Here is a 23,960-nt window from a genome sequence, read left to right as displayed (position 1 = left end):
TATAAGACCAGTTTAGAAACTTTATTAACCATGAACTTCCATATATTCGAAAAAATCGTGTAATTTCGGAGAGAAGTGGTGCATGGTAAAGTTCATTTATTTTTTTAATTTAATTTGTAATGAGTATACTAAACTCCTCTGTTTAAAAAGAGGGGACAGGGGTGGTGAACCTTTTTTCTATAATCATTTCATCCCCTTGGGATTATTTTATTTATGAGAATACATACAATAAAATAAGGTTTTTACTGTAAATAGTTAAAAAAAGTAGTTCAATAGTTACAAATAAACAAAATATGTTTATTTTGTGGTTTCATTAGTTTTTTATTAATATTTATATACTTAAATAATTTTTAATATGAAGTTTCAATATGTATTAGTGTTATTATTTTGTGCTTTACAGGGTATCGCACAGAAACAAACCGCTGCTCCCCCAAGCCAAATTCCTGCTTCTACAAAAGCGGAAGAAAGGTGGACGGGTTATCAACAACGATTAAAACTCCGCGAAAATTCATTGGTAAAAAATGTCCCTTTTCGGAATGTAGGTCCTACGATTATGAGCGGTAGAGTAGTAGATTTAGAAGTAGACCCTCAAGATGCAACGCATTTTTATGTTGCTTTTGCATCGGGCGGACTATGGGAAACAAAAAATAATGGAGCGAGTTTTTCTCCTTTATTTCAAAATGAAATAGCCATCTCCATAGGAGATATTGCGGTGAATTGGTCTCAATCCCTTATATATATAGGTTCGGGAGAGAATAATTCGAGCAGATCTTCTTATTCGGGGTATGGAATGTTTAAAAGTGAAAATGCAGGTAAAAATTGGACTCCTATTGGTTTAGCAGAAAGTCATCATATAGGACGTATCGTGCTTCATCCCACGAATCCAAATATTATTACCGTAGCAGTTTTGGGACATCTATACTCAGAAAATGCAGAAAGAGGTATTTATAAAACATCCGATGGTGGCAAAACATGGAAAAAAACTCTTTCTGTTAATAACAGAACAGGAGCAATAGACCTTACGGCTGACCCCGTAAATCCAGATGTTCTCTACGCAGCCACTTGGGAAAAAGAGAGAAAGGCATGGAATTTTGATGGATCAGGAGTAGGTTCAGGAATTTACAAAAGCACAGACGGTGCAGAAAATTGGGTAAAAATAAGCGGAAATGGATTTCCCGAAACCAAAGGAGTAGGGAGAATAGGATTAGCAGTAGCACCATCCAATCCCCAAATTATGTATGCTTTTTTAGATAACCAAGACACCCGCGAAAAAAAACAATCTGATGAACAAGCAGAAAAAGTAACAAAGGGCTTACTCAGAACCATAAGCAAAGAAAATTTTATCGCTTTGGATAATAAAGACATCAATGCTTTTTTAGATAAAAATGATTTTCCTCAAAAATATAATGCCGTAGATATAAAAAAAGACATTACAGCAGAAAAAATAAAACCATCTGACTTGGTAGAATATTTAGAAGATGCAAACACCCTCCTGTTTGATACAGAAATAAAAGGAGCAGAAATGTACCGCAGCAACGATGGAGGAAAAACATGGAATAAAACTCATTCTGACTACTTAGATAATGTAGTATATACCTACGGTTATTATTTTGGACAGGTAAGGGTAGATGCTGTAGACCCTGATAAAATTTATACATACGGAGTCCCCATTCTTACTTCCGAAGACGGAGGAAAAACATGGAAATCTATAGGTGGTAATAACGTTCATGCAGACCATCACGCCCTTTGGGTAAATCCTAAACGCAGTGGACACCTCATTCTTGGAAATGACGGCGGTGTCAATATCAGCTACGATAATGGCAAAACATGGACAAAGTGTAATACTATCCCTGTTGGACAATTTTATGCAGTTACTTATGATATGGCTACCCCCTACAATGTATATGGAGGACTCCAAGACAACGGCGTTTGGATGGGACCCAGCACTTATCAATATTCTAACGAATGGAATCAAGAAGGAATATATCCTTATAAAACCATTATGGGAGGAGATGGAATGCAAGTGCAGGTAGACTTTCGTGATAATGAAACTGTTTACACCGGCTATCAATTTGGAAATTATTACCGACTAAATAGTAAAAATCCCGATAATGCAGAATACATAACTCCACAACACGAATTAGGAGAAAGACCTCTCCGCTGGAATTGGGAATCCCCCATACTCATCAGCAGACATAATCAAGATATCATCTATTTTGGAAGCAATAAATTTCACCGTTCTATGGACAAAGGAAAAACATTCCAAACACTATCAAGCGACCTCACCACAGGTGGAAAAAAAGGGAATGTCAGCTATGGAACTCTCACCTCTATTGCAGAATCTCCAAAAAGATTCGGACTTTTATACGTAGGAACAGATGATGGGCTTATCCATATAAGTAAAGATGCAGGTAATTCTTGGGAAAAAATATCAACACCACCCCTTCCTCAAAACTTTTGGGTAAGCACAACAGAAGCATCAAACCATAAAGAAAATAGAGTGTATGTATCTCTGAACGGATACCGATGGGATAATTTTGAATCTCATATCTATGCTTCCGAGGACTATGGAAAAACATGGAAAAAAATTGGGTTAGACTTACCAATAGAACCCGTAAACGTAATTAGAGAAGACCCTAAAAATGAAAACTTGCTTTATGTTGGAACAGACCATGGAGCATACATTTCTTTAGATAGAGGAACAAGTTTTCAAGCATTGGATGGTGGCTTACCATCAGTTCCTGTGCATGATTTAACGATACATCCACGAGAAAATGACCTTATATTAGGAACACATGGCCGCTCTATCTTTATTGGAAACATAGCACATATTCAAGCACTTTCTCCTACTATTCTCTCTAAAAATTTTCATTTTTTTGATACTAAAAAAGTAACTTTTAACAAAAATTGGGGAAAGCAAGGATGGAATAAATGGAATTTAGGAGGATTCAACGAACCTAAACAATCTATTTGCTTTTATGCTCAACAAACCGAATCGGTAACATTTTCTGTTACCACAGAAACAGGATTAGAGGTATATACAAAAAAAATAGATGCTGTAAAAGGTCTCAACTATTTAGAGTATAATATATCTATGGTAGAATCTGCCGCAGAACCTTTGAAAAAAACTCTCAAAGAAAGTAGCACTTTCAAAAAAGCAGATAATGGCATATATTATTTACCTGTAGGTACTTATACATTCAACCTTTCTAACAATAAAGGAAATGCTACAAGCACTTTTACAATAGAGTCACCTAAAAAAACCGAAGAAAGAAAAAATAAAGAGTAAATATTACTAAGAGATACAATAATATATGTATATGTTGTATCTCTTTTTTATATATCCATTACTATCCATTTTTTTAAAATATACATTATATATGGTAAAGCAATTTGTTTATATAGTTCTTGTGTGTGAGTGTTTCATTGGATGCGAAAATAAAAATAGTAAGAACGTTTCAAATGAAAATTTAGATGAACCAGGTTTTAAGAGAGATTCTTCCGATGCAAAAGCAATACAAATTGCTGATGAAGTAATGCACGCTATGGGCGGAAAAACCGCATGGAATAATACTCGTGTTATAGAATGGGATTTTTTTGGAATAAGGCATCATATTTGGGATAAATTTACAGGAGATATAAGAATTAACGCACCTTCTATAAGTATTCTTATGAATATACATACTATGAAAGGACGTGTAAAAAAGGATAGTATAGAGTTAGAAAATCCAGATTCTATTGCTTTTTATTTGCAAAAAGGTAAACATTGGTGGATAAATGATTCCTATTGGTTGGTAATGCCATTTAAACTAAAAGACAGTGGGGTTACTCTTAAATATTTAGGAATAGATACCGCTTTTAAAAACACATATTCCCATGTTTTATCCCTCACTTTTGACAATGTAGGAAACACTCCTCACAACAAATATAAAGTATATGTAGATACAGTATCTCATTTGGTAGTGCAGTGGGCTTATTATCCTAATTTTGATATGGATACACCTGCTTTTATACTTCCCTGGGGAAAATATGAAAAATATGGAGATATTTTACTGAGCTCTTTTAGAGGCAAAAACACTCGCTCGCCCAAATCAGGAGAAGATATGATTATGGGTAATATAAAAGTTACATCAGAAAAAGATGATAGATTATATGCTTTTTAAATAATAACTATGAGCTTTCTTACAAATCCTAAATGGTTACGATTTTGTTTTTTGGATAATGGCTTCTAATTTTTGATACCATTCTTCTCCGTATTTTCTCACCAGAGCAGGCTTCAAAAATATATAGAGCGGGATTTGTAATATTTTTCCATTATCACAAGCAGGAGAGCATATTTCCCATTCGGAATAATTGAGAAATTCGTATTCTTTATAAGAGCTTATTCTAATAGGATATAAGTGACAAGAAATGGGTTTTCTGAAAGAGGTTTTTCTTTCTGTAAATGCTTTTTCTATGGAGCATTTTAAGATATTATTCTCTCTGTAAGCAAAGGTACATTCTCTTCCATTGACGAGTGTGGTAGCAAGTTCCCCCGATTCACTTGTATAAAACCCTTGTGCTTCTAATGTTTTCAATCCTTCTGCATCCATAAATGGTTTTATATCTTCTATTATTTTTTGCAAAAGAGTCACTTCATCTGGTTCCAAAGGAGCACCCGCATCTCCTTCCACACAACAAGCACCTTTGCATTTTATAATATCACACAAGAAAAATTCTTTTACAATCTCATCGGCAACTACCGTATTATCAATTACTACCATATAAAAAATCTTTCAGGTAAGGATATAAAGGAGGGAGAGGAATAAACACTTTTGGTAAGTTCAGAACCTCTTGCATTCTTTGTGGAATTGCTAATGTTGCATCTGGTATAATGGAGTAAATAACCTCTGGAAATTTTGCTGCATGGGCAGTTGCTAAAAATAATCCCTTTGTTTTTGTAGTTATTTGTTTTTTGAGAGATAGGTAAGCTGTCACAGAATGAGGGCATAAAAGTGCATTGTGTTTCTCGTAAACATACCGTATGCCCGCTGCAATTTCCTCATCAGTATAGGCAAATCCCATAATGTCTTTTTTTATAGATGAATAAGAATGATTATAAAGGGAGAGTATTCTCTCAAAATTATTAGGGTTTCCCACATCCATAGCGTTCGCAATGGTAGATACAGAACTTTTTGGTTGAAAAACACCTGTTTCTAAATATTTGGGGAAAATATCATTTGCATTTGATGCAGCATAAAACATATCAATAGGTAATCCCATTTTTTTTGCTACTAATCCACCAAAAAGATTCCCTAAATTCCCGCAAGGAACAGCAAATATACATTTATCACCGGAAGAGATATTTTTTTTCAAAGAAATGTAGGCATACCAATAATAAAAAGATTGGGGAAGTATCCTTCCGATATTGATAGAATTAGCAGAAGTGAGGTTTTTTTTTTCTAATTCTTTGTCTGCAAATGCTTCTTTTACCATCCGTTGGCAATCATCAAAGTTTCCATCTATTTCTATCGCTGTAATATTTTTCCCCAGTGTTGTAAATTGCTTCTCTTGGATTGGAGTCACTTTATTTTTTGGATATAAAATAACAACACGAACTCCTTTTACCTGATAAAAAGCATTTGCAATGGCACTGCCCGTGTCACCGGAAGTAGCAACTAATATAGTTACTTCTTTCTCTTCTTTTTCTAAAAAATACTCCATACAACCTGCCATAAACCTCCCACCAAAATCCTTAAAAGAATAGGTAGGTCCGTGAAAAAGTTCCATACAAAATATATTTTCTTCCAATGAAACGATGGGTATTTCAAAAGAAAAAGCGGTTCTTACAATATGTGCAAGTTTTTGGGGGGGAATTTCATCGCCTATAAGCGATTGTGCAAGATATAAAAAAATATCATAAATAGAATCTGCATTTGCCGTGTCTATGATTTTTTTTGGCACTTCAGGGATTATAGTAGGTATATAAAGTCCTTTATCAGGAGCGATACTCTTGAACAGGGCTTCTTGGAAAGAAATCGTAGGAGATTTTTTTTGTGAACTATATACTTTCATTTTTCTGCTATTTTTTCTATTTTGGCTCCTATAGCGTTTAATCTTTGTTCTATATTTTGGTATCCTCTGTCTATTTGGTCAGCATTATGTATATAGCTTATTCCTTTTGCTGACATAGCAGCTATTAAAAGTGATATACCTGCCCTAATATCAGGAGAATTCATAGAGATAGCACGTAATGAATGTTCTCTATTCAGTCCAATGACAGTAGCTCTGTGTGGATCACACAGTATTATTTGTGCTCCCATATCTATGAGTTTATCTACAAAAAACAATCTGCTCTCAAACATTTTCTGATGAATGAGAACAGTTCCTTTTGCTTGTATGGCGGTTACTAATAATACGCTAATAAGATCAGGAGTAAGCCCAGGCCATGGAGCATCTGATAATGTGAGGGTAGAACCATCCCTAAAAGATTCTATTTCATAACGTTCCTGTGGTAGAATACGAATAGAATTATGAGTAATATGCATTTGTATTCCTAATTTTTGAAATACAGAGGGAATTATACCTAATTTACTCACATCTATATCTTTCATTATAATATCCGATTGAGTCATTGCAGCCATCCCAATAAAACTTCCTATTTCTATCATATCCGGCAAAACAGTATGTTCTATTCCCTTTAAAGCATTTACTCCTTTTATAGTCAAAAGGTTAGATCCTATGCCCGATATACATCCTCCCATACCATTGAGCATAAAACAAAGCTGTTGTATATAAGGTTCACATGCAGCATTATAAATAGTAGTTACTCCTGAAGCAAGCACTGATGCCATAATAACATTGGCTGTTCCCGTCACAGACGCTTCATCTAAAAGAATATATGCTCCTTTTAAATCTTTTACAAAAACATTATAAATTTTTTTATCCGCATCAAAATCAAATTTTACTCCTAAACTTTCTAATCCCATAAAATGAGTATCTAATCTCCTTCGTCCTATTTTATCCCCGCCAGGAATAGGTATTTTACCTTTTTTGAATCGGGCTAATAAAGGACCCAATAACATAATAGAACCACGAAGAGAAGACGCTAATTCTGTAAAAGAAGGAGTATCTAAATAATCCAAATGTACGTGTTTCGCTGTAAATCTATAGGAATTATTCTCTATTTTTTCTACAAATACCCCTAAATTTTTTAATAACTCTATGAGTTTTTGGACATCTAATATGGTAGGAATATTATGAATCGTAACAGTATCTTCTGTTAATAATACCGCACAAAGCACCTGCAGAGCTTCGTTTTTCGCTCCTTGTGGAATTATTTCACCTCTCAAAGATTCTCCTCCGTATACTTTAAGGCGAGTCATTTATTTTTTTCTTCTGTTATTATTATTGTTACCGGAATGAGAAGAAGACGTGCTCCCATTATTATTATTTTTCTTTTTAGGTGAACCAAAAAGAGATTCATTTTTAACCCTTTCTATATCTATATTTAAAGCATTTTCAGAAATATCTTTTATATTCTGAATTATTACCACATCATCAAAATTTTCTCTATTCCATGTATTATGAAACATTTTCATCATCTTGCCTATAATAATAATAGCATTTTCTTTTTGTTCTGTATCTGTTATTAAAGCCGCTTTTTTAGTAAAAAGTTCTAAAGTATACCCATAATGCCTATACTTTATAGTATTTAAATTATAAGGAATTTTTGCAGGTTTTTTATAGAGTATATTCTCATCAGGCATAGGATAAGGGCTATTTATATCTAAATCAAAACCTGCCATTATGAAGAGATCATCCCAAAATTTCTGGTCATTATCAGAAAAATTTATAGTACTAGGATTTATGATCTTCATAAATCCTACCAATCCATACGCATAAGAAGTCCTTAACTCCTTATTTTCTATAGTTTTAATATGTTCAATAATTTTTTGAATATTTCTACCATATTCTCTCAGTTTTAAAGGTGTTTTATCCGTCATTATATTTTTTAAATAAAATTGTATGTTGAGTCCACTATGAAAACTCTCTTTTGCAGAAATATTGAATTTTTAAACTGCTGATAATAAAACAGCTATAAAAACACAAGTTTTTCAAAAGCAATTTTTCCGAGCAAACAGGTTTTTAATGTATTTGATTATTTGTATGAGTACAAAATCTATTTTTTGTTATGAAATCCGTCTTAATAACATCATAAAAATTTGAATTTCATAAAAACTGTGGGGTTTTATTGTACGAGAAAATTATTTTTAAACTGCTATTGATAAAGCAGCTTTATAAGCTTCTTCATAATATCTTAAAAGCTTTTCCCAATGAAAATGTACCGATATATTTTCAACACGGTTTCTTAATGTTATCCTTTCTCTTCTTTCCATTTTAGTAAAGTTATAGAGAAATGAACATAACTGCTCCGCAGATTTATTAAAATCAATAGTTTTTCTATTAATAACTGTTATACCATTCTGAAAATGATCCGGAAGATTATATAAAACATAATCTCCAAATCCCGCTAAATCACTTGTAACAGTAGGAACTCCACTCGCTATACATTCTAATGGAGTATACCCCCATGGCTCATAGTAACTGGGAAAAATCCCCAAATGTGTTCCTCTTATAAACTGCCCATAATCCATTCCAAAAAGAGGATTGATAGGACTTATAAAATCCGGATGGTATACTATTTTTACGCGATCTTCTATATTATTTACTAAATGAGATGCACGAAGGTAGTTAAGAATTTCATCATCCACATCATTTTTTAAATTATGTGTTACTACAGAAGGAAGAGTATTAGTTTTCCAATTCTGAATTAACCTTCTGTAAAGAAGCAAAGTATCTTTATTAATAAAATCATTCAGCACAGGAAGTTGGTTATCTTTTTTTGTAACAATATGCTGAAATAATTGTTCTCCTATTTGTTTTTTTATAGTTTCCGTGGTCTGTTGTATTTCATCTAAAACAGCCATGCTATGGAGTATTTCAGAGTTTATAGAATAAAAATCTCTTTTGGTAATAAAAAACATAACCACCGTTGTTTGGCTTTTTTCATATTTTAATTTCCAGTTTAACCTTGCTAATGCTTCTAACACTATATCAAATCCTTTATTACGAAATTCAAACCTTCCCGAAGTAAAAAAATAAACCGTTTTATTAAGATCAAAAGCACTATTTTTAAAAAAATGAGAAATAACAAACTTGTGAATTTTATTTTTGTATTCTAAATGAAGATTTTGAAACTCATGTAGTGCCTCAAATCTCTGATTATTAATACCATTCGGAAGAATAAAATCCGCTTTTCTACCCAATAAATGCTCACATTCCAAATCTGTAATTCTACTAACAGTCGTAAAAATATGAGCCCCATGAGCAATAGAACGCTCTAAATCAACAATAGCTGATATATTAAAAAAATTCTTCTCTTTTTGCCAATCTATAAAAGGAAGATGTTGATAAAAATTTGGACTATTCATTGCTAAATACCTACCAAGTATCGTAGCATGCGTAGTAAAAATAATCTTAACTGGTATTTTTTCTCTTTTTAAATCAGGAATACAAGCACCCCCTTGCCATTCATGAAAATGAGTTATAATATTTTTGCGAGATTCGTTTACAAAACAAAGATCTTTTAAAAAAATTTTAACACATTCCTTAAAAGCAATTATTTTATTAATCTCATCTGAATCTGGAAATTCTATTTTATGATGCTCCCAATAGAGATACTTTATCTCCGAAAGTTTACTCCAAACACTCCCTATATTAAATAAAACAACTTTCGGATTACCAGGCACCAACCATTTTCCGTAATGAACATCTATATTATTCATCCTCATTATTTCTATTACTTTTCCTATAGAATCTTTCGGATTTACAATAGGATCAAACTCTGCATTTACTTGATTTTGAAAATAGGGACCTAATAAATAATAATTATCTTTCCACTTAGTACACGTTTCTAACAATTTAGATTTTATAACTGTATATATTCCTCCTTGTTGATTCATTACCTCCCATGCTACCTCTATCAAAAGAGTATTTTCTCTTTCTTTTTGGGAAATTATTTTTTTTAGATTATTTTTTTGTGCCATAAATGTTTGCAGTTTATTTTTTTATACGGCAAAACTTTCTCCACATCCACAAGTTCGTGTAGCATTCGGATTCATAAATTGGAACCCTTTTCCATTGAGCCCATCAGAAAAATCAAGAGTGGTTCCAAGAATATACAATAAACTCTTTTTATCTACTAATATTTTTATTCCCCTATCTTCAAAAACACTATCACTTTCTTTTATTTGAGAGTCAAAAATAAGGTTATATTTTAAACCAGAGCATCCCCCTCCTTCTACAAACACTCGTATACTATGTTCTGTCTCTACGTTTTCTTTTTTTTTAATTTCTATTATTTTATTTTTTGCTTTTTCTGTTATGACTATCATGTCTTAGAATTATATGCTAAATTGTTCGTAACCATAAATTTAAAAATAACCCTACAATAAAAAAAATTGGCACTTATTCACTATATAATTATAAAATATTCAAAAATAATATTTGAGAGAAATAATAGATGTAATGTATTACTTTTTGGATCAAAAAATAAAATAAAAATCTGTTGTGTGATGTTTTTATTCCCTATAAGATTCTTGTGTATTGTTATTAAAACATATAAACAAGTAGTGAAAACATAAACAATTTACTTTTTTAATAACAAAACAGTATATTATTTTTGCAATTTCTTTTTAAGGGTTTCTATCTTTTCTTTCGCTTCCATTTTCCCTGAATTAAAAGATTTTTCATAGAATTCTAAAGCTCTTGCTAATGTTTTTCTTTTTTTTCGTGGAGCAAATTTTGTCTTTTTAGCAACTTCTTCCAAAGTTTGTGCCTGCAAAAAATACGCATCCGATTCAGATACTTTTATTTGCCTCATAATACTATCTATTTTCATCTCTAATAAAGATAGAATCTTCTTTTTAATTTCGATATCTTCATCTTTATTTTTTAATTCTTGCTTTTGTGTTTCTACAACGGTATATAAAACGTTTTTTTCGTCTTCTATTTTTTGGATTTGAAACTGTAGATCTATTATTTTATCATTTTTTTCCTGAAGCTCTTTTTTCAAACGTACTATTATAGAATAATACATATTCGTTTTCTGAACTTGCTTTTCTAATTTTTGTATCTTTTCTTCCGCTTTTATCACATATTCATTAATATCTATGAGACGTTCCAGTAAATTTTCATAGGGAGCCCTTTCTTCTATATATGTAGAAATAATATTCCTTTCGCTATCTATAGAATCTAGTATAATCTCTATATTTTGTAAGAGAGTAGCTATTTTTTCATGATCTACCAGTACTGTATGAAGAGAATCTATACTTTCTTGCATTTTTTTTATTTTATTTTTATTACAAGATGTAAATAAAAAAGAAAGTACCGAGATTATATATATAATATTTTTCATGTGTATGAATTAAATGAATGAAAACAATAAAGAGCTTGTCCAAAAAATCTTTTTTACACAACATTGAATCTTAAACCTATTGATATCAAACAGATATAAAAATCAGTTATAGAAATAGAAGTGTATCAAAAGAGATTTTTCGGACACTCTCTTTAATGATATTAGGTTATTTAAATTCCTTTATCTGCCAATAAAATGGAACTATAAAGAATTTTTCTTGCATTTGCTTCTCGAAGCTGTTGTTGGACATCATCTACTATTCCCATCTTGGATTCTATATCCACTTTTAGAGTAACAGTAAGTTGGTCTCTTTCTGCCTCGCTCAATTTATCTTTTTCTTGGTTTACCCATTGAATGATATCTTTAGGCTCTATAAATACATCATTAATCTGTATTTTTGGTTCTTTCCCATAAAATGCAGAATTAGGAATTCCTACGTAAATATAGCTTATTAAAGATTTCTTCTCTATTTTTATGAGCTGGCTGGCTTTTGGCATATTTTGTTTTACCATTATACCACCTTTTTTAAAAGTAGTAGTCACCATGAAAAAAAATAAAAGTATAAATACAATATCCGGAAGCGATGCCGTAGAAATACTTGCTGTCGTCTGAATTTTTTTTTTAAATTTTGCCATATTATTTTTTTCCTGAATTATTTGGTTCTGCAATAGATATAGCCCGAGGAATACCTTCTCTTGCTATGTCATACATCTTTTTTTGCACTAAATCTTTATGATCTAAACGTAAAAAATCTTGTGCTGATTTACCTATTCTTTCTCCATATATATCATTATAAGCACCATTAATTTCATCTAAAATCTGAATAAAGAGCTCATAACTTGTCCCTCTATCTGCTTTGAACGAAACTACCGCTTCATCAGGTCCATCCGAAGAATGCTCTTTTCTCCCTTTTTGGGTAATAAATGCTTTCATAGAGGGAGGTAAAGATGCGTATACTTTTCGTGCTTCTTCGGAAGGATTCCCAAAATTTAATACAAATTCTTTTATCATAGGACGAAGCTCATGAATATGAATCATAGGCTTGTTTTCTACCAATAACATATTTTTTGAATTTGCTAAAATCTTAAAAACGTTCCTTTCGTTTTTAGTTATGTCAGGAGGTGGCTGATTGGGATCTAATTTTGGAGGCAATAGCATAGCTATTCCTTTATCACTCGATATAGTAGTTGTTACTAAATAAAATATAAGTAATAAAAACGCCACATCTGCCATAGAACCAGAATTAATCTCTGGCATTGCTCTACTTTTTCTTGCCATAAAAAACTATTTAAATATTTTGGATATTGTTGAATATACAATAGATAAAAAAGAAATTATAAAAAGCATATAAAGACAAATAAGTGACCCTCCAACCAACTGCGATGTCAGTGGCGATATAGATATCTTATACTTTAAATTATAAACCTCTGTCTCGTTCCCCGAAAGAAAATACCCTATGAGCCATACTGCTAATATTGATGACAACCCTATAAGAGTTTTTTTGAGAACATCAGGATTTTGTACCATTTGTATTATGGGGAATACTATAACTAGTACGATAGGTATTATTATAGAAACATACATTACATACAAAGAAATGTCTATTAAATCCATATTATTTAGAAAGTTTATGTTTTATAAGTATATCTACCAAATTTATAGATGCGTCTTCCATAGAATTAGATATAGAATCTACTTTAGAAACTATATAATTATAGAACATTTGAAGAATAATAGCAACTATTAGTCCTCCGATAGTAGTTAAAAGAGCAACGTTCATACCACCTGCAAGTACAGAGGGAGAAACATCACCTGCAACAGCAATAGCTTGAAATGTTAAAACCATACCAACAACTGTTCCTAAAAACCCTAACATAGGTGCTAATGCTATAAATAAAGAAACCCATACTAAACCTTTTTCTAATTTTCCCATTTCTACTCCCCCGTACGAAACAATAGATTTTTCTACCATATCTATTCCTTCAGAACTTCTGAGTAATCCTTGAAAAAATATAGAAGCCACCGGGCCAGCAGTATTTTTACATACTTCTTTTGCTTGTTCTATACCCACATCACCCCTTGCTTCCAACGCCTTTTCTATTTTTCCTAGTAACTTTTTTGTGTTGGTAGTGGATAGATTTAAAACTATTATACGCTCTATACATATACCTAAACCTACTATTAAACAAATAAGTATTGGGGTCATCCATTCTACTCCACCAGCTATAAATTGTTCTTTTAATTGCTGATGAAAAGATGCCTCTTCTTCATTAGATGCAGATGTACTTTCCCCATCTATTGTACTTGGTTCTGCTGATACAGAAGTAAGATCATCACTTACGCTTATTTTTGTGGTGTCAGAAGAAGCAGATGTACTATCTTGAGCCATTGTTATTCCTTGCCACAAAAAAACAGAAAATACTAATACACTTAAAATAACTCTTTTGGTCATAAAATTAATAATTAGTTTTTGTTTTTAATGTAAAAATGTAATTTATTAAAATAATATATTTAAATAATTGTTATAGATTAATAGATATAATTTTCAATTTTCCAAACTATTCTAAGTCCTTTATTTATATTTTTATTATAAATGAAGACGCAAATAATCCTAATAGTAAAAAACTAAACTATCAAAACTACAGCGGAGAAAGAGGGATTCGAACCCTCGATACTCTTTTGAAGTATACACACTTTCCAGGCGTGCTCCTTAAACCACTCGGACATCTCTCCGGTTTTTATATTCTTTTTTGTCTATAAAACAATAAAGTAATTTATAAAAATACTAATAATTAAATTTAAACAGATGGTTTTTCTATGGAACTATGATTGTTTTTACTATAAGTAGGGCATGTTTTTTGGGTACAGGATACTATAATGATATAACATAATACTACTAAAATAAATATATATTTTTTCATAAATATAACTTGTTTTTAAATAAATAATATAAATAATAATTCTATTGTTTGCTGGTATTTGGTGTTTTACTAATTTCTTTAAAAGTCAACTTATCTTCGTAAAATGTGGCTTTAGCCTTTGCAGATATCAGATGTTGTATGTCACAAAAGGTCAAAACAGATACGTCATTTTTTATCTTTATCATTTTTTCAGTGAGGTTTTGGTTTTTTAGAAAACTTAATTTTTTAATTACTCTTATTTTTTTTACAAAATCTGTTAAAAAAAATCAACTTTTGTATTTTTAATATCTTATTAATGATTTTATCTTTAAATGACGAAGAAACTACTTGCTTCTTTCTAATAGTTTATTATTTCATCTGTTAGCATTATTAAGTTTTGTTAATTAAACTTATATATACCATTGATTAAAATGTCCCAACATGTTTCATATTTACTGTTTTGGATCTTGTGTCCGTTTCGTGTTCTTGTCGTTTTATAAGCCCTTTTGTTTTCAATGTTTTCAAAACTGTTGAATTTGTCATTGGGTCAATTTTGGTATGGTTAGATAACAAAATTTGTGTTCTGTTTTGTTTGTCAAAAGTCAGTCAATAAATACTTGCAAGCAATACAAATTGAGAATGTGTCAACTGGTATTTCTCTAATGCTTTTTTAATTTTTCGTTGCCTCAAGTTTGTAACTTGCCACAATAAAAAACCTGTGCTTTCTTCTGGTTTTTCAATACTAAAATCTGTCTTTGCTATTTTTTATTTTTTTCAGCAAGTTCAATGAGTTTTTCAACAACAAGAGGAAGTCCACCTTTGATTTTGTGACCAATCGCTCTTGAAAATAAAAAAGTCATAAAACCTGTCATTACAATTTTGTGTGTAATTTCAAGCCTGTCTTTGGCTTGGTTGATTGTATGGATAAAGTCCATTTTGCAAAGAGGTAAAAAACTTCTGATAGTAAATGACTTAAGGTTAGTTAGTTCGATAATTTCAAATTTTGCTTTTGGCCCTTCTACGGGTTTTAAAATTCCTTTTGTTCCTGTTTGAAATTGTCCAAAAAGTTTAGAGGTTTCAACTTCTTTGTCCCAAACATTCCAATTAGGAACGTCTGTCCAAAGTTTCCAAATTTGCTCTTTTGTTGCTGTCGTTTTACGACTTACTTCTGTTGTCCACATATTACAGTATTTAAATTGATAAAATTATTTGTGCAAATGTAATATGTTTACTTATAATAAGTTAAATTTATTTTTATTTTTTGTTTGTTTTGTACGTCTCGGTATAATGGCACATAACAGTAGATAAACGAAGTTATTCACAAACAATAACATACATATCTTCGTTTTTTTTTTTCATTAAAAAGTTTTCACGCGCATAACGTTCTATTGATTCTATATTTTCTAAAATAATATATTCTTCTTCTTTTATATTTTTAATTTTTTCTTGGTAATATTTTTTTTGGTTTTGTAAGTATTCTATTTTTTGATTGATAGATATATAGTTAAAAACATTATTTTCATCTAAAAAAGATACCCATACTAATAAAAAAAAGAGAGAGAGTAAATAAAAAGATCTAAATACTTTGGGTAATCTATATAGTACCATACTAAAAACATAAACGAATGTATTAAGATGTAATTTATATCTAAAAAAATATTGTATTAGTTTTAGGATTTATTTTTTTTAATAATACTCTATTTTTATTTGAATAACATATTTTTATTTTTTTTGTGCGTATTTTTTTTGAAATTTTTCAACTCTTCCTGCTGTATCTACAAATATTTTTCTTCCCGTATAAAATGGATGAGAAGCAGAACTTACTTCTATTTTTATGAGTGGGTATGTTTTACCATCTTCCCATTGAATGGTTTCTTTTGATGTCATAGTAGATTTAGTAAGGAACATAAAATTACTAGATGTATCCAAAAAAATAACTTCTTTATACTGAGGATGTATTCCTTTTTTCATTTCTAAATTTTATTTTTAATGTAAATTAATTAGTTTAGTATTATGATTTTATTTAAATAGTATTATTTTGTAATTTAATTTTTTTTATAAAATTATATTTTTTATGTGTTTTTTTATATATTTTTGCGAATTTAAATAGATATTTTTCTAAAAAAAATTTTTTTTATCCTTATTTTTAATTTTAATACATATTTTTTGATAAAACGCGTTTAGAGTCTGTTTTTTTTAAATAAAAAACAATAATTTTTTATACTAAAACTTGATATATTAAATTTTGAAAAGGATACCTTATCTTTTAGGATAGCATTATAAACAAATTAAAATGAATGAGTATCAAATTTTATAATATAAATGAAAATTCTTTTGAGGATGATGAGGGTGATACTTTAGATCAGGCGGCACATTCCATAAAAGAGCTAACAAAATCTCTTGCGGATATGAATTATTATCTCTGTAAGAATATAAGGTATTGGCCTAATGAGTATATAGAATCAGATATGATACCTAAGCTCGAAAAATTGGATAAAAAATACTCTATTTTATTAATAAAAATGAAAAATTCTATTATGTATGAATTTGTATCTGCTCCTATAGAAGATTATCAAAGGGTTTGTAAGGAGTTTTCACAAATTATTTATGATATATATTATTTTCGCATTCTGAAAGAAGATATTTTGAATGAATTATATAAAGAGTTAAATCTATAATCATTATTCCATTGTCTGAAAACAAAATTTATTACAAAACAAAAGAAGAAATATTTCTTATAAAAGAAAGCGCTTTATTAGGTTCAAAAACTATAGCGTATTTATATAATAAAATTCATCCTGGTGTTTCTACGGCTGTATTAGATGCTCTTGCGGAAGAATATATAAGAGATAATAATGCTGTTCCTGCTTTTTTAGGATTGTATGGTTTTCCTGCTTCCTTATGTATATCTGTAAACGAGGAGGTAGTACATGGGATACCTGGTAAATATATAATAAAAGAAGGTGATATAGTAAGCGTTGATTGTGGGGTACTGAAAAGCGGATATTATTCTGATCAAGCGTATACGTTTGCGGTAGGAGAAGTTCATCCATCGGTTAAAAAACTTTTATCGGTTACAAAGCAATGTCTTTATTTGGGTATTCAAGAAGCAAAATTAGGGAACAGGATTGGAGATGTAAGCTTTATAATCCAAAACACAGCTCAAAAAAATGGTTTCGGAGTAGTAAGAGCACTTTCTGGACACGGAGTAGGAAAATTTGTACACGAAGCACCCCAAGTAAATAATTATGGTAAAAGAGGAAGTGGTCCTGTTATTAGAGAAGGGTTAGTAATAGCTATAGAACCGATGATAAATATGGGAACTTATGAAGTAGAAACTTTGGAAGATAAATGGACAATCGTTACTAAAGATGGGAAACTATCAGCGCATTATGAGCATAATGTGGCTATTTTTGATAGACAAACACATATACTCAGTAATTTTAGTATTATTGAGGAGGAAATAGCTAAATATAATGGATTTATACCATAGTGCTTTTCTAAATAATAGATGCTCTTTTAAATGGTTTTGTATCATCAAAAAGCTTGCGATACGTAATATGTGTTTTAGAAATGGAACTTCCAATTTGTTCTGCTACTCTCATCATTTTAGGATTGAAATCCCCTATCCAATTCATTTCATAATCAGAATAGCGATTGTATTCATAGTCAAATACATGCTTTGTTTTCAATACTAAAGCTCCGTCTATTCCTTTTCCTTGATGTTCGGGTATTATACCAAAAATAACTCCAATCATTTTTTTACAGGTTTTATTCCATCTATGGTATAAAAATTTTAATTTTCCTATAAAATTAAGTTTTCCATTTACATACCGAAATATTTGATTTACCTCGGGAAGGTTCATAAAAAATGCTATCGGTTCTTCTTGATAATATACAAACCACATAATTTTTTCATCTAAAATGGGTTTTATACTGTTCATTAAGTTATTTGCTTGTTGTTCGTTCATGGAAGGAACTCCCAAATGGTTTTTCCATGCTTTATTATATATGTATAAGAAATCTTTTGTGTATTTTTGCAACTTTTTTTTTTGAATATGTTTAAAAATATAATTTGGGTCATTTTTAACCTGTTCTGCTTTTTCTATCAGGCGTGGTGTAAGGGGATCTTTTATTTTTCTGGCGTATGTAAATTGTTTAAAATATATTTGAAAGCCATATTCTTCAAAAAAAATTTTATAATAAGGAAAATTATAGTTACAACGATAATTTGGCTCTTTATCAAATCCTTCAACCAGTAACCCCCACCATCTGTCCCTTTCTCCAAAATTTATCGGACCGTCCATCGCTTCTATATTTTTTTCTTGAAGCCATTTTTTACAAGCATCAAAAAGAATAAATGCTGCTTTTTTATTTTCAATACATTCAAAAAAACCCATTCCCCCTGTGGGTTGGTTGTTTCCATGAGATACTTTTTGTTTTTCTAAAAAGGCAGCTACCCTTCCAATTACTTCCCCCTTATCTGTTTTTAATATCCATCTGATACATTCTCCTTCTTGAAATGCTTTATTTTTTTTTTGATTGAAAACATTTTCTATATCTTTATCCAATGGTCTAATCCAGCATTTTTCTTTTTTATACAAGCGAACAGGCAACTCCAAAAAATCTTGTTTCTCCTTGTCTGTCATTACTTCCACTAATTCCATGTTATTCATTTACTTTTATTCATGTTTTAATTCTATCCAAAAATTATTAAATCCTTCCCCTGTAAAAATGGTAATTGATTGGAGGGTTAACAGCTCTAATATTGCTAAAAAGGTAAATATAATATATATTTTCACAGGTTTTTCTTGTATCAAGTCTATAAAAGCATATCTTTTTTTGGGGTGGAGAGTATCGAGTAGATATTTTTTTTGACTTTCAATGGTATAGGGGAATTCTAAAATAGTATATTTATGAGGTTCTGTCGTCTCTTTTAATCTATCCATTACCTTTATATATGTTTTTAATAAAAGATACAGATTTACATTCTGTAATTCTATTTCCCAATTATTTTTTTCTAAAATATCTTGCTGTTCTTCGTGTATATTACCTCGTTGTTTACGCATACTTCTTTCTTCTTCCATTTTAATAAAATATGGAAGCATAGATTTATATTTTTTATATTCAATCAGTTGCTTTACAATATCTTCTCGAGGGTCAATTTCTTCTTGAGTTTCTTCATTGATAACAGGTGGTAGCAGCATCTTTGATTTAATGTTCATAAGAGTTGCGGCGACGAGGATAAAATCACTTGCAATTTCCATATCTATTTGCTCTAAATGGTGCAGATATTCTAAAAAATCATTTGTTATTTTGGATATCGGAATATCATGAATATCTAATTCGTCTCTTTCTATAAAAAAAAGAAGAAGATCGAAAGGACCTTTAAAAAAAGGAATTTCTATTTCAAATGTAGTTTTAAAAAAAGTATTCATACATTAATATAAATAGAAAAAATGAAACATAAGAAAGAGGATTCTTTATTTGAGGATATGAGTGAAAGTAAAATGGAGTAGCACGTACGGGATTCGAACCCGTGTCTTATCCGTGAAAGGGATACGTCCTAACCTCTGGACGAACGCGCCAAAATTTTATTGTGATATAATAATTACAAAACTACATATAATTTTTTATATTTATGTTTTTATTTCAAAAAAGCGTAAATAAATGTGAATAAATTACAAAATAAATCAAAAATGAATGTTATATAATAAAGAATCACTGAAAACGCCCTGAGAACTTCTCTTTGATGTCTTTATAATGTTGTTATTATAAAAAGAAAAAATCTCGAAGTGATAAAAAATGGAGATTGTTAAATATAGATAGATTTAAAAAAAGTTTATATTTGTGAAAAAATAAAAATATGACTACTTGTAAAAAATGTAATGGTGTTGATTATAGGAAAAATGGAATAGTAAGAAATAAGTAACGATATGTATGTAGAGATTGCAAATGTAATTTTACTATTGGATGCGAATTAAAAGCTTTAGCAATGTCACTGTATGGGAGGGAGCAAAAAATATATACAGATAAATGGGATGTTTATAGTCAAATCATTCCAAAGTCAATTCATGTACAAGGTAAACAAAACACGTATAAAATAGAACAAAACAATTCACATATAAGACATTATTTATCTAGAATGAAAGTAGTTAGTAAATCAATTATTATGGTTGATATAAATTAAGAATTGCTTGGGTTTTGAATAAAAGTACATTTTATGAAGAATTTCAAAAGGTATTCCTATCTAATTATATTTAACACTCTCACAATTTTTTAATTAAATTAGTATAAATGAATCTTTCAAACGATAAAGTGAAACTTTCAATAGAAAGGTGAATTTTTCTTCGAGAAAAAGTGGCTCATTAGTATTATTATTGTAAAAAAAAACAAATAATAATTAAGGTGGGTTCTAAAAACTGATTTCTTGCAAAAAAAAGTGTTGGTAACTATTGATTTTTAAGGGATACAGCTTTTAGGATTTGAATTTTTAGAATCCCTCTTAAAAAATGGAATTAAAAATGGGAAAAAATAAAAAATATTATGGTAATATTGCTAAACATTAATAAAAAAAATAATGCTTTTTATTACAAATATTTTGAAAAAAAATATTTGTAATAAATTTACAGAAAATAAAATTATTTCACTTAGAACACGAAAGAAAATGATGCACATTATATACACGCAATTCCTGTTGTTAAGAATGAATCTCTCTTGTCGAGACATGTAATGTTTACAGTTACAAGAAGGAGGAACCTTTTGTGTATTTGCTTCCCTCCGATAACAAAAATTTATGTTTCTATAATTTTTTCACATTCCATTTCAAATTTTGCAGGTATGGAGGATTCCACCGTCGATTCGGTTGTTTCTTGCAGAGATATAATTTCTCGTAATGATTCTTTTTTCAGAAAACAAAAAACGAATGCTTTTTTGTCTATTCGGGGAGAGAATTATTTTTAGCAAGGGGCAGCCACACTACATCCGAGTGCAGCATAAGAAAGAGAGAGTGCATCGGGGTACACGATACTCTGATGAAATTATTTTAATAAATTATGAATGGGTTACTCCGAAAAGTTGTTTTTACAAAAACAATGAGTTTTAAAACTATTGGTAATCAAACAGTTACAAAACTATAAATATATCAAAAGTGGATTTTGGTGGTGGTTTCCCCATTAATATACAAAATATTAAATCGTATTTTTTAATACAAATGAGCATATTTATGTTTCTATATTCTGTTTATCATTTATATTTAGGAGGGATGCTGCCTCATTTTTTCGAAATTGTAAAACTTGATGAGAGATAAGTCATTATGGTACTAAAGAGATTTTATAAGTCCACCATCAACGGGTATATTAATTCCGTTTACTGCTGATGCAGAAGGAGTGCATAAAAAAGCTGCAACAGATGCTACTTCATTTACAGTGCAGAACCTTCTAATAGGGATAGATTGGATCATTTCTTCTGTTATTTCCTGTATAGATTTTTGAAAATGTGTGGCTCTTATTTCTATGATTTGTTGTAACCTTTCTGTAAAAGTATATCCGGGTAATACATTATTAACGGTTATTCCATATTTTCCTACTTCTAAGGAAAGGGTTTTCGCCCATTGTGCTAAAGCTCCACGAATAGTATTTGACACGCCTAATAATTCGGGAGTTTGTTTTATAGAGGTAGAAATAATATTTACAATTCTTCCATATCCTGATTCTTTCATAGAAGGGATTAAGCATTGACTTATCACATGAGAACTCAGTATATGTTGTTGAAAAGCATGTTCAAACTCTGATGTATGAGCGTCTAATAGATGCCCTGCCTTTGGTCCCCCCGAATTATTAATCAATATATCTATTCTATTCCTTTCTTCTATACACGTCTTTATTTTTTGCTGCAAGAGAGTTGTATTATTCATATCGGCGACTATGTAAGAATGTTGTTTAGAAGGATGTAGTGTTTCTAAAGCCATCTTGAGTTTTTTCTCGTTTCGAGAGAGTAATACTATGCCTGCTCCTAAAGACGATAATTCTTGAGCTATTGCTAACCCTATTCCTTGTGAACTTCCGCAAACAAGGGCTGTTTTTTCTGTTAATTGAGTGTTCATTTTCTAGTATGGTAGAACATTATGTGTATTTTTGTATAAAATCTTCTCGCCTTGGAAAAAAAATATCCATTACAACGCAATCGGTCAACGCTATTCCGTAATGAACTACATTAGAAGGTATAATGGCTATGGTGCTTTCATTCGTTTTCATATCAATTGTTACGTCGTTTTTGTCTGCATCTTTTATCCCGATGAGAAATTCTCCCTTGAGAACCTTACTTATTTGCTGTTCAGGGTGCTTATGTTCGGGAAGCTTTGCATTTTTTTTTATTTCCACGTATGCAATAGTGCAGAATTCTGTATGGCGAAAACGCGCTATAAAACCCGGGAATATCTCATGTGGAGTAGAGTGAGAAAAATCGTAAAAAATATCTTTATTTTCCATAGAGTTATTAAAATTGTGCTTCTACAGAACCACATTTCAGCATTTCATCACCGAAGTAGGGGTTACGTATCTCTTTTTTTTCACTTAACCAATAAGCCCCCTTTCCTTTCAATGCCATAGGGCAGTACTGTCTATAAGTAGGTTGACTATTTGCTTTGAAAGTAGAGATGAGCCGATATATATTTTCTGATATCTTCTCAAAGATGACTCTCTGTTTTTTTATATCTGTCTCTTGAGAAAATGTTTCAAAAGATTCTTTTAAGGACATCTGTATGGTATTAAAAAAATCTTTCTGCTGTTTTGAAAAAGTATTTACTTCTATTTTTTGTGTCTTTTCTTTTAGAATAGATACTTTTTCTTTTGATTTCTTAAAGTCCGACTCCACAAGAGCATTTTTCAGATCAAAATAAGAGTTCAGCACTTCATTCAGGTTGTTTTTGGATTGTAAGGATATTTTTTCCATACCCTGTGCATGTATTGTTCCAAAAACAATCAATAATAACATGGTAATGTATATTTTTAATGTATTCATTTTGATTTTTTTAAATAATTATTGTAGTATATAGTAGTAAATTGTTCAATATTTTTAATCTCTCGTAAATATAATTTATTTTTTGAGAATACAATAATGTTCCATTATTGCTCTCCTAAAAAATCTTTATCATAAAAAATTTAACAATGAATCCACTCTGAAAATTCACTTTTATTTACGGAAATATTGGGTTTTAAAATTATTCATAATCAAACAAATAATATATGAAATTCATTTATTACTCAAGGGGTTAGGTTTTTTTTCAGATACTAAATAGTTACCATTATTTTATAAATATATTACTATAAGAAGTAAAAGAAGTTTTTTTTGGTATTGTTTTTTGATGAAAATGAAAAAGAAATATATAAAATGAAAAAAATGTATTTCTTTCCATTATTTTTGTAAAAAATAGTAAAAGGGTTCTTATATTTTCTTATAATTGTTATATGGTTGTTTATTTTTTACCATACATGGTTCTTATAAATTTACAAAAGAATAAAAAGTGGGGGTATCCTATTTAGTAGTTTTCCCCAATTGTAAAAATACCGTTTAAAAAACAAAAATAAACGTGAAATATCAAA

Annotated in this window: 24 protein-coding genes and 2 tRNA genes; 4 read left to right on the top strand and 22 right to left on the bottom strand. The window is 30.2% G+C overall.

The genetic code is table 11. The features are described from left to right. Positions 1 to 355 precede the first annotated feature (355 nt). Together QM536_04945 and QM536_04940 are read left to right on the top strand one after the other, a co-directional pair. The gene (locus QM536_04945; GenBank protein MDI9356359.1) at positions 356 to 3,289 is read left to right on the top strand and encodes a hypothetical protein; all 2,934 of its coding nucleotides are present in this window, start codon (positions 356 to 358) and stop codon (positions 3,287 to 3,289) included. A 91-nt stretch (positions 3,290 to 3,380) separates the two neighbouring features. Beyond that, a complete protein-coding gene (locus QM536_04940; GenBank protein MDI9356358.1) occupies positions 3,381 to 4,163 on the top strand; it encodes a hypothetical protein in 783 nt (260 codons plus the stop codon). Between the two features lie 36 nt (positions 4,164 to 4,199). Here QM536_04940 and QM536_04935 read toward each other — a convergent pair whose 3' ends face one another. The 16 genes from QM536_04935 to QM536_04860 form a co-directional block, all read right to left on the bottom strand. Next, positions 4,200 to 4,763: a DUF3109 family protein gene (locus QM536_04935; GenBank protein MDI9356357.1), complete on the bottom strand. Its 564-nt coding sequence runs from the start codon at positions 4,761 to 4,763 to the stop codon at positions 4,200 to 4,202. Continuing rightward, positions 4,750 to 6,054, bottom strand: coding sequence for a threonine synthase (gene thrC, locus QM536_04930; GenBank protein ID MDI9356356.1), 1,305 nt, complete (start codon positions 6,052 to 6,054; stop codon positions 4,750 to 4,752). The genes QM536_04935 and thrC overlap by 14 nt, the downstream gene beginning before the upstream one ends. Beyond that, the gene (gene murA / locus QM536_04925) at positions 6,051 to 7,364 is read right to left on the bottom strand and encodes a UDP-N-acetylglucosamine 1-carboxyvinyltransferase (protein ID MDI9356355.1); all 1,314 of its coding nucleotides are present in this window, start codon (positions 7,362 to 7,364) and stop codon (positions 6,051 to 6,053) included. Before murA ends, thrC begins: the two co-directional genes overlap by 4 nt. After that, complete coding sequence (locus QM536_04920) at positions 7,365 to 7,985, bottom strand: DUF4290 domain-containing protein (GenBank protein MDI9356354.1); 621 nt, start codon at positions 7,983 to 7,985, stop codon at positions 7,365 to 7,367. Positions 7,986 to 8,252: 267 nt separating this feature from the next. Continuing rightward, a complete protein-coding gene (locus QM536_04915) occupies positions 8,253 to 10,088 on the bottom strand; it encodes a hypothetical protein (protein MDI9356353.1) in 1,836 nt (611 codons plus the stop codon). 21 nt (positions 10,089 to 10,109) lie between these two features. Further along, entirely contained in the window at positions 10,110 to 10,436 is a 327-nt protein-coding gene (locus QM536_04910; protein ID MDI9356352.1) for an iron-sulfur cluster assembly accessory protein, read from the bottom strand. 281 nt (positions 10,437 to 10,717) lie between these two features. After that, positions 10,718 to 11,383, bottom strand: a complete 666-nt coding sequence (locus QM536_04905; protein ID MDI9356351.1) for a hypothetical protein — start codon at positions 11,381 to 11,383, stop codon at positions 10,718 to 10,720. Positions 11,384 to 11,628: 245 nt separating this feature from the next. Further along, on the bottom strand, positions 11,629 to 12,093 hold the full coding sequence (locus QM536_04900) for a biopolymer transporter ExbD (protein ID MDI9356350.1): 465 nt from the start codon (positions 12,091 to 12,093) through the stop codon (positions 11,629 to 11,631). 1 nt (position 12,094) lies between these two features. After that, positions 12,095 to 12,736 (bottom strand): biopolymer transporter ExbD, encoded by a 642-nt coding sequence (locus QM536_04895; protein MDI9356349.1) that lies wholly within the window; start codon positions 12,734 to 12,736, stop codon positions 12,095 to 12,097. A 6-nt stretch (positions 12,737 to 12,742) separates the two neighbouring features. Then, positions 12,743 to 13,072, bottom strand: coding sequence for a hypothetical protein (locus tag QM536_04890; GenBank protein ID MDI9356348.1), 330 nt, complete (start codon positions 13,070 to 13,072; stop codon positions 12,743 to 12,745). A 1-nt stretch (position 13,073) separates the two neighbouring features. Continuing rightward, positions 13,074 to 13,910, bottom strand: coding sequence for a MotA/TolQ/ExbB proton channel family protein (locus QM536_04885; GenBank protein MDI9356347.1), 837 nt, complete (start codon positions 13,908 to 13,910; stop codon positions 13,074 to 13,076). 193 nt (positions 13,911 to 14,103) lie between these two features. Continuing rightward, a tRNA-Ser gene (locus tag QM536_04880) sits at positions 14,104 to 14,191 on the bottom strand. A gap of 65 nt (positions 14,192 to 14,256) precedes the next feature. Next, positions 14,257 to 14,379, bottom strand: a complete 123-nt coding sequence (locus tag QM536_04875; protein ID MDI9356346.1) for a hypothetical protein — start codon at positions 14,377 to 14,379, stop codon at positions 14,257 to 14,259. 737 nt (positions 14,380 to 15,116) lie between these two features. Further along, entirely contained in the window at positions 15,117 to 15,539 is a 423-nt protein-coding gene (locus tag QM536_04870; GenBank protein MDI9356345.1) for a hypothetical protein, read from the bottom strand. A 133-nt stretch (positions 15,540 to 15,672) separates the two neighbouring features. Beyond that, positions 15,673 to 15,966, bottom strand: coding sequence for a septum formation initiator family protein (locus tag QM536_04865; protein ID MDI9356344.1), 294 nt, complete (start codon positions 15,964 to 15,966; stop codon positions 15,673 to 15,675). Between the two features lie 114 nt (positions 15,967 to 16,080). Continuing rightward, on the bottom strand, positions 16,081 to 16,329 hold the full coding sequence (locus tag QM536_04860) for a type B 50S ribosomal protein L31 (protein MDI9356343.1): 249 nt from the start codon (positions 16,327 to 16,329) through the stop codon (positions 16,081 to 16,083). Between the two features lie 326 nt (positions 16,330 to 16,655). On the opposite strand from QM536_04860, the gene QM536_04855 reads away from it, so the two are divergent. Both QM536_04855 and map read left to right on the top strand, forming a co-directional pair. Then, the gene (locus QM536_04855; GenBank protein ID MDI9356342.1) at positions 16,656 to 17,036 is read left to right on the top strand and encodes a hypothetical protein; all 381 of its coding nucleotides are present in this window, start codon (positions 16,656 to 16,658) and stop codon (positions 17,034 to 17,036) included. 11 nt (positions 17,037 to 17,047) lie between these two features. Beyond that, positions 17,048 to 17,851, top strand: a complete 804-nt coding sequence (gene map / locus QM536_04850; protein MDI9356341.1) for a type I methionyl aminopeptidase — start codon at positions 17,048 to 17,050, stop codon at positions 17,849 to 17,851. Between the two features lie 7 nt (positions 17,852 to 17,858). Here the strand turns inward: map and QM536_04845 are convergent, their stop codons facing one another. The 6 genes from QM536_04845 to QM536_04820 form a co-directional block, all read right to left on the bottom strand. Further along, positions 17,859 to 19,034, bottom strand: coding sequence for a hypothetical protein (locus tag QM536_04845; GenBank protein MDI9356340.1), 1,176 nt, complete (start codon positions 19,032 to 19,034; stop codon positions 17,859 to 17,861). A gap of 6 nt (positions 19,035 to 19,040) precedes the next feature. Then, on the bottom strand, positions 19,041 to 19,796 hold the full coding sequence (locus QM536_04840) for a segregation/condensation protein A (protein MDI9356339.1): 756 nt from the start codon (positions 19,794 to 19,796) through the stop codon (positions 19,041 to 19,043). 78 nt (positions 19,797 to 19,874) lie between these two features. Continuing rightward, a tRNA-Glu gene (locus QM536_04835) sits at positions 19,875 to 19,946 on the bottom strand. Positions 19,947 to 21,679: 1,733 nt separating this feature from the next. Next, positions 21,680 to 22,462, bottom strand: a complete 783-nt coding sequence (locus tag QM536_04830) for an SDR family oxidoreductase (protein MDI9356338.1) — start codon at positions 22,460 to 22,462, stop codon at positions 21,680 to 21,682. 19 nt (positions 22,463 to 22,481) lie between these two features. Next, positions 22,482 to 22,847: a cupin domain-containing protein gene (locus QM536_04825; protein ID MDI9356337.1), complete on the bottom strand. Its 366-nt coding sequence runs from the start codon at positions 22,845 to 22,847 to the stop codon at positions 22,482 to 22,484. A gap of 7 nt (positions 22,848 to 22,854) precedes the next feature. After that, the gene (locus tag QM536_04820) at positions 22,855 to 23,379 is read right to left on the bottom strand and encodes a DUF3347 domain-containing protein (GenBank protein MDI9356336.1); all 525 of its coding nucleotides are present in this window, start codon (positions 23,377 to 23,379) and stop codon (positions 22,855 to 22,857) included. Between the last annotated feature and the right edge of the window lie 581 nt (positions 23,380 to 23,960).

It is taken from the genome of Chitinophagaceae bacterium (assembly GCA_030053935.1).
Lineage (GTDB): Bacteria > Bacteroidota > Bacteroidia > Cytophagales > JASGCU01 > JASGCU01.
This window is presented reverse-complemented; position numbering and strand designations above follow the sequence as displayed.

What these genes read in the sequence shown, in the direction of transcription:
- QM536_04945 (MDI9356359.1), top strand. Translation starts at nt 356, where the DNA reads ATGAAGTTTCAATATGTATTAGTGTTATTATTTTGTGCTTTACAGGGT.
- QM536_04940 (MDI9356358.1), top strand. Translation starts at nt 3,381, where the DNA reads ATGGTAAAGCAATTTGTTTATATAGTTCTTGTGTGTGAGTGTTTCATT.
- QM536_04935 (MDI9356357.1), bottom strand. Translation starts at nt 4,763, where the DNA reads ATGGTAGTAATTGATAATACGGTAGTTGCCGATGAGATTGTAAAAGAA.
- thrC (MDI9356356.1), bottom strand. Translation starts at nt 6,054, where the DNA reads ATGAAAGTATATAGTTCACAAAAAAAATCTCCTACGATTTCTTTCCAA.
- murA (MDI9356355.1), bottom strand. Translation starts at nt 7,364, where the DNA reads ATGACTCGCCTTAAAGTATACGGAGGAGAATCTTTGAGAGGTGAAATA.
- QM536_04920 (MDI9356354.1), bottom strand. Translation starts at nt 7,985, where the DNA reads ATGACGGATAAAACACCTTTAAAACTGAGAGAATATGGTAGAAATATT.
- QM536_04915 (MDI9356353.1), bottom strand. Translation starts at nt 10,088, where the DNA reads ATGGCACAAAAAAATAATCTAAAAAAAATAATTTCCCAAAAAGAAAGA.
- QM536_04910 (MDI9356352.1), bottom strand. Translation starts at nt 10,436, where the DNA reads ATGATAGTCATAACAGAAAAAGCAAAAAATAAAATAATAGAAATTAAA.
- QM536_04905 (MDI9356351.1), bottom strand. Translation starts at nt 11,383, where the DNA reads ATGCAAGAAAGTATAGATTCTCTTCATACAGTACTGGTAGATCATGAA.
- QM536_04900 (MDI9356350.1), bottom strand. Translation starts at nt 12,093, where the DNA reads ATGGCAAAATTTAAAAAAAAAATTCAGACGACAGCAAGTATTTCTACG.
- QM536_04895 (MDI9356349.1), bottom strand. Translation starts at nt 12,736, where the DNA reads ATGGCAAGAAAAAGTAGAGCAATGCCAGAGATTAATTCTGGTTCTATG.
- QM536_04890 (MDI9356348.1), bottom strand. Translation starts at nt 13,072, where the DNA reads ATGGATTTAATAGACATTTCTTTGTATGTAATGTATGTTTCTATAATA.
- QM536_04885 (MDI9356347.1), bottom strand. Translation starts at nt 13,910, where the DNA reads ATGACCAAAAGAGTTATTTTAAGTGTATTAGTATTTTCTGTTTTTTTG.
- QM536_04875 (MDI9356346.1), bottom strand. Translation starts at nt 14,379, where the DNA reads ATGAAAAAATATATATTTATTTTAGTAGTATTATGTTATATCATTATA.
- QM536_04870 (MDI9356345.1), bottom strand. Translation starts at nt 15,539, where the DNA reads ATGTGGACAACAGAAGTAAGTCGTAAAACGACAGCAACAAAAGAGCAA.
- QM536_04865 (MDI9356344.1), bottom strand. Translation starts at nt 15,966, where the DNA reads ATGGTACTATATAGATTACCCAAAGTATTTAGATCTTTTTATTTACTC.
- QM536_04860 (MDI9356343.1), bottom strand. Translation starts at nt 16,329, where the DNA reads ATGAAAAAAGGAATACATCCTCAGTATAAAGAAGTTATTTTTTTGGAT.
- QM536_04855 (MDI9356342.1), top strand. Translation starts at nt 16,656, where the DNA reads ATGAGTATCAAATTTTATAATATAAATGAAAATTCTTTTGAGGATGAT.
- QM536_04845 (MDI9356340.1), bottom strand. Translation starts at nt 19,034, where the DNA reads ATGAATAACATGGAATTAGTGGAAGTAATGACAGACAAGGAGAAACAA.
- QM536_04840 (MDI9356339.1), bottom strand. Translation starts at nt 19,796, where the DNA reads ATGAATACTTTTTTTAAAACTACATTTGAAATAGAAATTCCTTTTTTT.
- QM536_04830 (MDI9356338.1), bottom strand. Translation starts at nt 22,462, where the DNA reads ATGAACACTCAATTAACAGAAAAAACAGCCCTTGTTTGCGGAAGTTCA.
- QM536_04825 (MDI9356337.1), bottom strand. Translation starts at nt 22,847, where the DNA reads ATGGAAAATAAAGATATTTTTTACGATTTTTCTCACTCTACTCCACAT.
- QM536_04820 (MDI9356336.1), bottom strand. Translation starts at nt 23,379, where the DNA reads ATGAATACATTAAAAATATACATTACCATGTTATTATTGATTGTTTTT.